This is a genomic window from Gemmatimonadota bacterium (genome assembly GCA_016209965.1).
In the GTDB taxonomy this organism is placed as follows: domain Bacteria; phylum Gemmatimonadota; class Gemmatimonadetes; order Longimicrobiales; family RSA9; genus JACQVE01.
Map to the genome: position 1 here is coordinate 1 of JACQVE010000107.1, position 9,606 is coordinate 9,606.

Sequence of the window (9,606 nt, forward strand, 5' to 3'; positions counted from 1 at the left end):
CAGCTCGAAGGCAATGATCACGAACGGCGGCAAGGAGATGATCGGCTTGCCCCCCGTGATGAGCGGCCAGTCCAGCGACGTGAAGATGGGCAGCGCGAACCCCGTGGCCGCGCCCGTCAGTCCACCCACCAGCGTGAACAGCCGCACCGGGCTCTCGGGCAGGTGCAGCGCGTGCTCCAGCTCGTGGTGGGGCAAGGGTGAGAAGACCAGCACCTCACCCAACCCCGCCTGGCGCAGACGTTCGATAGCCGACGTCGTCGCGTCCAGCTCGGCAAACACACCCAACACGCCCGGAGCCATGCCGTCCGGCATCAGACGCTCCCCTCGCTCGCCGCCACCTGCCGCCCGCTCCCGCGCCGGAGCGGCGCGGGCAGGACCTCCTACAGCTCCGCCACCGAGACGGGCGGCAGCAGTCGGATGAACAGCAAGAACCACATGAGGAACCAGGCAAAACTGCCCGCCGCGATCGACATCTCGACCCACGACGGCTTGTAGTTCCCCCACTGCCACGGCATATACTCGTGCGCAAGGCTCGAGATGATGATCACGAAGCGCTCGAACCACATGCCGATATTGATGAAGATCGCGATCACGAAAAGGGCCGGAATGCTCGTGCGCACCCGCCGCCACCACAAAAGCTGCGGCACGAAGGCATTGCAGGTGATCATGATCCACGTCGCCCACCAGTAATCGCCCAGGGCACGGTCGGAAAACGTGCCCCGCTCCGGCACCTCGAAGCTGTACCAGGCCATGAAATACTCGACCGCATAGGCGTAGACCACGATCAGCGAGGTGAGCAGTATCAGCTTCGCCATGGCATCGAAGTGCCGCGCCGTGAAGTACTCCTCCAGGTGGAATGCCTTGCGCATGGGCACCAGCAGCGTGATCACCATGGCCAGCCCACTGAAGATGGCACCGGCCACGAAGTAGGGCGCGAAGATGGTGGTGTGCCACCCCGGCACAATAGACACGGCGAAGTCCCACGACACTACCGAATGGACCGACAGCACCAGGGGCGTGGCCAACGCCGCCAGGTAGAGGTACGCGCGCGTGAAGTGCTTCCACTCCCGGTCCGTACCCCGCCAGCCCAGCGAGAGCACGCCATACAGTCGCCGCCGCCAGCTCACCGTGGCCGCGTCGCGCGCCGCCGCCAGGTCCGGGACCATGCCGATGTAGAAGAAGGTGGCGCTGACGGTGAAGTACGTGCCCACGGCGAACACGTCCCAGAGCAGCGGGGAGCGGAAGTTGGGCCAGATCTGGCGCTGGTTGGGGTACGGCAGCAAGTAGTAGAAGACCCAGGGCCGGCCCAGGTGGATGATGGGAAAGAGCCCCGCCGTCATCACCGCGAAGACGGTCATGGCCTCGGAGGCCCGGTAGATGGACTGGCGCCAGCGTGCGCGGAACAGGTACAGGATGGCGGAAATGAGGGTGCCCGAGTGGGCGATCCCGACCCAGAAGACGAAGCTGGTGATGTAGACGCCCCAGCCCACCGGGTTCATGAGCCCGGACACGCCGATCCCCAGCACGATCTGCGTGGCCCAGGCAAAGGCGCCAAAGCCGAGGACGGCAAGCACGGCGGCCAGGAGGGTGAAGTACCCCCGCCCCGGCCGGCTCAGCATCTTCAGGACGTCCCGGTTCACCTCCTCGTAGGTGGTGATACCGGGGTGCGTCTCGGAGCGCGTTACCGCGGCCATTCTTGCCTTATCAGCCTGTCATCACCTTCTTCAGGTAGACGATGGCCGACTGCGTGTTCAGCTCTTCCAGCACGCGGTAGCCGCGGCCCGAAGCGGCCAGGCGCGCCACTCGCGACGCAGGATCCTTGACATTGCCGAAGACAATCGCCTCGCCCGGACACGTCTGGGCGCACGCGGGCACGATCTCGCCATCGCCTACACTGCGCCCCTCGAGCCGCGCCTGCTGCTCCCGCCCACGGATGCGCTGCACGCAGAACGTGCACTTCTCCATCACCCCTTTTTCCCGCACGGCCACGTCCGGGTTGAGCTGCCAGTCCAGCGGCGTGGGCCACTCCGCGCTGAAGAAATTGAAGTAGCGCACCTTGTACGGGCAGTTGTTGGCGCAGTAGCGGGTGCCCACGCAGCGGTTGTAGATCTGCGCGTTCAGCCCGTCCGGCGTGTGGTAGGCCGCGTACACCGGGCAGACCGGCTCGCAGGGAGCGTTGCCGCAGTGCTGGCAGAGCATGGGAAGGAAATCGGCGCCCCTGCCCGCGCCCGCGTCCTCCGGGAAGTAGCGCTCGATCCGGATCCAGGTGATGATGCGGCCGCGCGAGATCAGCTTCGGCCCCACCATCGCGATGTTGTTCTCGGCAGCGCACGCGGTCATGCAGGCGCTGCAGCCGATGCAGCGATCCAGGTCGATGGCCATGCCCCAACGCGGCACATCTTGGGCGTACTCGCCGTAATCCGTGTCCGGCGGCGGATAGTCGGCCGGGGCGCCGCCCACGACCAGTGGCCCGAACCCGCCCACCCCTTGCAGTTGCTCAACCACCACTTCCTGCGGGTGCGGCCGCCGCTCGCCCTGCCCGCCCGCTTTCGCTGGCGCACGCTGGCCGTGGGCCGCCTGCGCAGCCGCCGCGGCGGCCGCTGCCCCGCGCGCTCCCACTGCACGCGCCTCCTCCAGCGTCGTGGTATGCAGCACTTCGCGCCCTGCCTGCGTCTTGCTGCCGCCGGTCGAGGCCAGCTTCTGCCATTCGCCCGTGGCGCGCAGTGCAGCCCGCGTCTGGAACCAGACCAGCCCACCCGATGCCGCTTCCACGCGGGGGGCGAGCAGCCGCGCCGCGTTCACGCCTATGCCGTCGGCGTAGCGGCTCACTCCTTCGTGGCCCTGCCCGAGCTGGACGGCCACCACGTCCGGCCGAGTGCCGGGGTAGAGCCAGGCGGGCAACTGCGCGCGGCCGTGCGGCGTCTCCAGCTCGACCACGCTCCCGTCCTCCAGCCCCAGCCGCTCTGCCGTCTGCGGGTGCACCTCGACCCACGAGCCCCAACTGATCTTGCTGACCGGGTCGGGCAGCTCCTGCAGCCACGGCCGGTCTGCCAGACGCCCGTCATAGAAGCGGTGGGAGGGATAGACGACGAGGTAGTGCTGGGCACGCTCGCCGCCGTCGAACTCCGGCAGCTCGAGCCGCAAGCGGCTCAGCCCCGCGGCATCCAGCCGGACGGCCGGCTCGGCTACGTCCAGCACGACGACCCCCTTGGTCTGCACCTCGCGCCACCACTCCTCGAACGGGGCCGCCGCCCGTGCCCGGAGGTAAATGTCCTCGCGCCAGCGTTCCCGCAGGTAGTCGTAGTAGCTGTTGGCGGCTGTGGGCAGTGCTGCGCCTGCTCGGCGCGCCACCGACAGCAGCACGTCCCCGGCTTGCTTGGTCGCGAAGACCGGCGTCATCACCGGCTGGATCAGGGAATGGATACCGGTCCGGGGGGTGTAATCGCCCCAGCTCTCCAGGAAATGGTGGTCCGGCAGCAGCAGCTTCGCGTGACGGCTGGTCTCGTCCAGCATGCTGGAGAACGAGGCCACGAACGGCACCTGCTCGAGCGCGGCGCCCAGCTCCGCGCCCCCGGGCACGCTGTACACCGGGTTGGGCCCGTAGACCAGCAGCGCACCGACCGCGCCGGCATCCAGGCTGGAGAAGAGTTGCTGCAGCTCCTGATAGCTGCCTGCCCCGCCGCCCGCCTCGGCGCGGCTGAATGTGAGCGTCCGGCCTACGTTCCCGGCCACCCAGTTCAGCAGTGCCACGGCTGCCGCCACGGTCGTGGCCGCGCCGTGGCTCGAGGCCACACCTGGACCGACGGCCAGCGAGCGGCCGCCGTTCGCGAATTCCCGCGCCAGCTCGCGCAGACGAACCGGCTCGATCTCCGCCTGCTCCGCCGCCCGCTCGAGGTCTATGCCCTGAAGAAAAGCCGCCGCTCCGCCGGCCTCGCCCCGCCGCTCCTCCACGATCGCCCGCGCCATGGCCAGCGCCACCAGGTGCTCCGTGCCGGGGCGCACAGGAAGCCATTCATCCGCGTTCAGATCGGTCAGCGACCGGTGCGGCGTGACCGAGATCAGGCGGCCGCGCCTCCCCTCCGAGTAGGCATGCCCGCGCACGAAGCTGTGGGCATAGTCCACGGGCGAGAGCCAGGTCTCGAGAAAGTCCGCACCGAAAGTGACCACCACTTCCGCAGCCGCGAAGTCATGCACCGGCACCACATCCAGCCCGAAGAGCAGCCGGTTCGCCGCCCTGAGCGGCTCCCGCGCGAAGGTGTCGAAGCGCACGCGCTCGACACCCAGTGCAGCGCACCACTCGTCCAGCAGCCGGTCCAGCGAGCCGGTGAAGGTGTGCGTCAGGAACACCTTCCGCCCCCGCGCCTCGGCCAGCGCGGCGGCCAGCCGTTGCTCCGCCTCGGCCCACCCCAGCTTCTCCCACCCCCCGGCACCGCCCCGCGCCAGCGCCTGCGGCACGCGATCAGGGTTGTATAGCCCGTGCAGCGACGCCTGACCCCGCGGGCAGAGCCGGCCGTGCGAGATCGGCGAAAGGGAGCTGCCCTCCGCCTTGACCGCCCGCCCCTCCCGCGTACGAATGTCCATGCCGCACCCCGCCGGACACTCGCGGCAGGTCGTGCGGTACCAGGTCGCCACGCCCGGCACGATCTCCTCCGCCGGCACCACGTACGGCAGCAGCCGCTCCGCCCCCTCCGTCGAGCAGCCGAGCAGGCTGGCGCCGGCGCCAGCGACGCCCAGCACCTTCAGGAACTCCCGCCGCTCCATGCCCTCAGTCATGGCCTATCCCCACCTCCTATCACCGACCCCCAACACCCTTAGTAGTGACACACAAAGCAATCCGTCCGCGCCTGCCGTTTGCGGTGGCAGTCAATGCACCAGCCCATGCGCAGCGAGGCAACCTGCTCGATCTCCTTCATGGTCTCGACCGGGCCATGGCAGTCCTGACACAGCACCCCAGCGTTCACGTGCATCATGTGCGGGAAATGGACGTGGTCCGGCAGGTCGTGGATGCGGACCCAGGGGATGGGCTTCTTTTGCCGCCAGTACGCGATGAGCTTTCTGACTTCCGGCTTGTCCGCCGCGATCATGGGCACGCCGCCGGGGAGGTGGCACCCCGCGCACGCCTGGACGGCCGGAATGCCGGCGGCCGGGGAGCGGTCCGCCGTGTAGTGGCAGTACATGCAGGGGATCTGGTTGGTGCCGGCGTGAAGGTCGTGCGGGAAGGCAATGGGCTGCTCCGCCCGGCGGCCGAATGGCCAGATACCGGCCGCCACGATCCCCGTACCCGCCAATGCCACCGCGCCGGCAATCCCCAGCCCGAACCACCTGACCCGTGTCATCGCCTTCCTGGCTGGCTGTCGACGCCCACTTCATGTGCTGCGCGGCTTGCCTCGGCTATGCGGGCGGCCAGCATACACGCCCGCCCCCCACCCCGCAAGGCCTTGGACCCAACGTGCTCCAGAGGAACAGTCCTCGCGCCGAACAGGAACTCGGGCTCGGGCTCCGCTCCTCTGGGCTCGGGCTCGGAACAGAACGCGACGCGTAATTCCCGAGCCCAGGCGGCAGCGCCGCCGGAGCCCAGCGCCGCAGGCGCGGAGCCCAGGCGCGCAGCGCCGGAGCCCGAGCCCGAGTCCCGGGGGTGGAGTTCCAGGGGTTCAGGGCAGGATCGTCGTCACTACCAGCCGGTGGTCCGACGCGGTGTGCGGCAGCACAGCCGCGTGGCTGGCGGCTGCGCCCCGTATCCAGATCCAGTCGATCCGCTGCCGCGGTTCGCCCGCCGGCGCCGTGGCTGCGGGCGCCACGCCGGCCAGCTCAAAGGCGTCGCGGAATCCCGCAGCTCGCAGCCGCTCGACCACCTCGCTGCCGGGGCCGGCGTTCAGGTCGCCCGCGAAGACCGATGCACCGTCGCGCTCGACGAAGCGGAGCACGCCCGCGACCTGTGCCCGCTGTTCCTCGGACGTAAGCCCGAAATGGGTGCCGAACACCAGCAGCCTGGCGCCCCCGAGATCCAGCTCGAGACGCCATACCTGCTTCCGGTCCGCCTCGCGCGGCGGGAGCAGGCGGGATTCGAAGCCCCTGGGCGCCACGCGCGTGAGCGCTGCGTCGCCCAGCAAGCGGTTGATGGTGGGCGCGAAAAAGGACTGCATCCCCAGCCGCCAGCCCAGCCAGAGCGAGAGGTCAGTGCCGTACGCCATGGGCAGCCCCGCCCCGACTTCCTGCAGCACCACGACGTCCGCGCCGCTGGCCTCGACTGCCCGGGCCAGCGCCTCCGGACCGTAGCGCCAGTCTCCATCAAAGCCGTAATGCACATTGTAGGTGGCCACGCGCACGCCTGGCGCATTGCCGCTGCCTGGTGGCGCGGCGGGCCGCCCCAGGAGCAGGACCAGGAGCAGCGCCGTGGCTGCCGGGATCATCAGCAAGGCCGCAGCGGCCGGCCCGCCGCGCAGCGGCGGGGAGGGTGCCGGCCGCGGAATCACCAGCACGCTCGCCACCAGGGCCATGCCGGCGCCGAGCAGGAGCGCGGGCGCCCAGCCCTGTAAGGCCGGCCAGGTGAAGGCATAGAAGAAGGTGAAGCCGTACAGCACCTGAAGGGTGAGGAACAGCAGCAGCGCGGTGATCACTGTCCAGCCCCCGCGCCGGCCGCTCGCCGGCGCCAGGGCGCGGCCCAGCAGCAGGAGGGCCGCGGCATGGCCGCTGGCCATGAGCAGAGCCGGTCCCCAGCCGTCCGCGGCCCAGGGCACGAGCACGCCCGCCGTGGCCAGTCCCGCCAGGGTGACAGCAGCGGGTCGGTGCCGCCCCATTGGTCCACGGCCCAGCCACAACATGGCCACCGCAGCCGCGCCGGCCACGATCAGCAGCGCGGCCGCAGCCCGGTAAGGGACGCCGGTCCAGCGGGCGGCCACCACGGGCGAGGCGAGCGCCGCAGTCTCCAGGAAGAGGATCAGTCCCAGGGCAATGGCGCCGCGGAGCCGCAAGCCCCCCGCCCGCCGTTCCAGAGAGGATCCCCCGTCTTCCTCCCGCTCGGGCCGTCCCAGCCACGCCCAGAGGGCGGCCACGGCTGCCAGGCTCAGCAACACCGGCAGCGGTGCCCACGCCGGCTGCAGGCTCAGGTCGTAACTCCAACCTGCCAGCCCCAGGAGCTGGTCCACCACTACGGCCAGGGCCGCGGCCGCGGCCAGCCGGCGCGGCTCGAGGTGCCCCACCGCCGCCGCCAGGAACAGCGTGGCACACCCCACGCCCAGCGCGGAGCCAGCCAGCCGCGCCGGAAATGCGGGGTGCGAGAGTACCGCGCGGGCCAGCGCGGCTCCGGCCACGGCCCAGGTCAGCCTCCTCTGCCGCGGCCAATTCCGGAACACCGGCAGGAGCGGAGCGCCCAGCACTGCCAGGGGCAGCACTGCGCCCAGCAGCGCGACCGGCCGGAGGCTGGGGAAGACCGCGCCATAAACCAGGGCGAAAAGCACAGAAAAGAAAACGCGCTGCGCTTCCAGGAAGAAGAGCAGCACGAGGGCGGTCAGGACGAGGGACAGCCGGGCGCGCATGGCCAGCTATGTTAGTGCGGGGCGACGGGGGGGAGAAAGGGGGAAGGAGCAGGGGAGGGCGAGGACTGCCGCGGCAGCGGCGATGGCTAGCGCTTTACCGTCGCCGCCTCCGCTTCGACCAGCGGGCGGCGCAGCGACGCCTCCGTCGACTCCGCCGGCAGCACCGCCGGGAGCTGGATCGTGAAGCACGAACCCTCGCCATAGTTGCTCTCGACGGAAATCGCGCCGCCCAGCAGCGTGAGCAGCTTCCCTGCCCGCCTGGGGCGAAGACAGAGCCGTGCACATCACCGTAAGCGACAACGGCATCGGCATCCCGCCGGACCAGCTTCCGCACATCTTCGAGAAGTACTACCAGGTCGGGCGCGGGTCGCGGGCGCCGGCCTCGGCCTGCACATCGCACGCGAGGTCGTTGAGGCGCACGGCGGACGGATCACTGCGGAAAGCCAGCCCGGCCGGGGCACGAGCTTTCACATCGTGCTCCCCGTGCAACACGTCGCGCCGCCCGCAGGCGCGCACGCTTGACGCAGAGGGCTAGCCCCAGCCCCAGCCCTCCAACCCTCCAACCCTCGCACCAGGGTTGACCCGGCCGAGCACCGGGATTAACTTCAACCCGAGTTGGTGCATTCGTTTACGGGAATCATTCCCCTCCTGCGGGATGCCCCTGCGTTTTGGGGTGTAGCTCAATGGGCAGAGCGGCCGGCTGTTAACCGGCAGGTTGCAGGTTCGAGCCCTGCCGCCCCAGTCGGCTGAGAGTCTTGCGCGCGAGGCGGCGCCTCCCGGCAGGGCTCTTTTTTTCTTTTTCAAGACTCACATACGATTCTTGCAACCCGGACTCCACCATCCGTAGATCCGTTCCACGCAGGAGGTCTCCGTATGTGGCTTCTCTCCTTCCTCTCCAGCCCCCGCCTCGCCGACGCAGACGCCGAGCTACGTGCGGAACTGCGCGAGTTCGCCTACGACGGCCTCGTCCAGCTTGCCATCGACCTGGAGGGCAAGACGGTCAAGCACGGCACCTGGGATGGCTGTGTGCTGAGCTATCGCCGGGGGTATGCCGGCTCCGTCGACTGCGACCGGAACGGACGTCGGGGCAACGCGTTCACCCGCTTCTGGGACGCCGAACGCATGGACGAGCCGCACATCCTGAAGTTCGTGCGTGAGGAGCTCGTCGCCCGGGGCGGCGGCGTCCCGGCGCGTCCGCTGCCGGTGCGGGATCCCGAGCCCGTGGCCTGAACGCGACCTCCCGCCACTTGGGAGGGCTAGCTGCGGCCTTGTGCCTGCGCCAGTTCCGTGCACAGGCGGCGCACGCGCTCTCGAATCTCGTCGCGCACTTCGCGGAAGACACGCGTCACCTCCTCATCGCCGCCCTCCGCCCGCGCCGGATCCCGCAGCGGCCAGAAGCGGCGCTCGACTTCCCTGGGTAACACGGGGCAGCGCTCTGCGGCGTCGCCGCAGAGGGTCACGACCATATCCACATCGGCCAGCGCCAGGTGCTCCAGTCCCTTCGACCACTGGCCGCTGATGTCAATGCCCTCCTCCCTCATCACCGCGGCGGCGCGTGGATTCACGCCCGCCGGCTCCACACCGGCACTGTGGACCTGGACACCCGGGGGGGCGAAGTGGCGGGCAAAGCCTTCCGCCATCTGGGAGCGTGCGGAGTTGCCGGTGCAGAGGAAGAGGAGGTTCATCCCTTCAGCCCACCCCTCTCGCCCCGCCACCGCTCCACTTCCAACACAGCGACGGGGAGACGCGGCGCCGCGGCGAAACGACTGCCCTCGGAGCAGCCTCCTGCGCTGTCGCTGTGTCGCCGTGTCCCCGGCTCGGGTAGTGGGCAGCGGGGGCGGCTAGGGCGCCGCGCCGAGGGTGGCCTGCGGCCGCAGCCAGGCGAGGATGCTGGCACGGCCGGCGCGGGCGTAGACGTGATACGGGTAAGTGTGGCAATCTGGAGTGTTGGTGCCCCGGACGCACCCGTTGTAGCGAAGCAGCGCCCGCTCCACGTCCTGGCCCTCGGCCCGGAAGTAGTTGGCAAAGATGCTCGCGCCGTGGCAGATGTTGGGTTCCACCTCATCGAGAC

9 protein-coding genes and 1 tRNA gene are annotated in these 9,606 nt (G+C 69.8%); 3 read left to right on the top strand and 7 right to left on the bottom strand.

The genetic code is table 11. The features are described 5' to 3' along the window. The 5 genes from HY703_04590 to HY703_04610 all read right to left on the bottom strand — a co-directional run. Window positions 1-312, bottom strand: a 312-nt coding sequence (locus HY703_04590) for a DUF3341 domain-containing protein (protein MBI4544452.1), incomplete at its 3' end; no start/stop codon positions are given. 68 nt (window positions 313-380) lie between these two features. After that, on the bottom strand, window positions 381-1,694 hold the full coding sequence (gene nrfD, locus HY703_04595) for a polysulfide reductase NrfD (GenBank protein ID MBI4544453.1): 1,314 nt from the start codon (window positions 1,692-1,694) through the stop codon (window positions 381-383). A 10-nt stretch (window positions 1,695-1,704) separates the two neighbouring features. Continuing rightward, on the bottom strand, window positions 1,705-4,773 hold the full coding sequence (locus tag HY703_04600) for a 4Fe-4S dicluster domain-containing protein (protein MBI4544454.1): 3,069 nt from the start codon (window positions 4,771-4,773) through the stop codon (window positions 1,705-1,707). A 38-nt stretch (window positions 4,774-4,811) separates the two neighbouring features. After that, on the bottom strand, window positions 4,812-5,336 hold the full coding sequence (locus HY703_04605; GenBank protein ID MBI4544455.1) for a cytochrome c3 family protein: 525 nt from the start codon (window positions 5,334-5,336) through the stop codon (window positions 4,812-4,814). A 315-nt stretch (window positions 5,337-5,651) separates the two neighbouring features. Continuing rightward, complete coding sequence (locus tag HY703_04610; protein ID MBI4544456.1) at window positions 5,652-7,535, bottom strand: endonuclease/exonuclease/phosphatase family protein; 1,884 nt, start codon at window positions 7,533-7,535, stop codon at window positions 5,652-5,654. Window positions 7,536-7,812: 277 nt separating this feature from the next. On the opposite strand from HY703_04610, the gene HY703_04615 reads away from it, so the two are divergent. The 3 genes from HY703_04615 to HY703_04625 all read left to right on the top strand — a co-directional run bounded on the left by HY703_04615 (window position 7,813) and on the right by HY703_04625 (window position 8,765). Beyond that, window positions 7,813-8,070: a hypothetical protein gene (locus HY703_04615; protein ID MBI4544457.1), complete on the top strand. Its 258-nt coding sequence runs from the start codon at window positions 7,813-7,815 to the stop codon at window positions 8,068-8,070. A gap of 134 nt (window positions 8,071-8,204) precedes the next feature. Further along, a tRNA-Asn gene (locus tag HY703_04620) sits at window positions 8,205-8,277 on the top strand. Window positions 8,278-8,408: 131 nt separating this feature from the next. After that, window positions 8,409-8,765: a hypothetical protein gene (locus HY703_04625; GenBank protein ID MBI4544458.1), complete on the top strand. Its 357-nt coding sequence runs from the start codon at window positions 8,409-8,411 to the stop codon at window positions 8,763-8,765. A 26-nt stretch (window positions 8,766-8,791) separates the two neighbouring features. On the opposite strand, the gene HY703_04630 is transcribed toward HY703_04625, so the two are convergent. Then, window positions 8,792-9,220 carry an arsenate reductase ArsC gene (locus HY703_04630; GenBank protein ID MBI4544459.1) on the bottom strand — a complete coding sequence of 143 codons (429 nt, stop codon included), beginning with the start codon at window positions 9,218-9,220 and terminating at the stop codon, window positions 8,792-8,794. Between the two features lie 156 nt (window positions 9,221-9,376). Beyond that, a complete protein-coding gene (locus tag HY703_04635; GenBank protein MBI4544460.1) occupies window positions 9,377-9,595 on the bottom strand; it encodes a hypothetical protein in 219 nt (72 codons plus the stop codon). Window positions 9,596-9,606 lie beyond the last annotated feature (11 nt).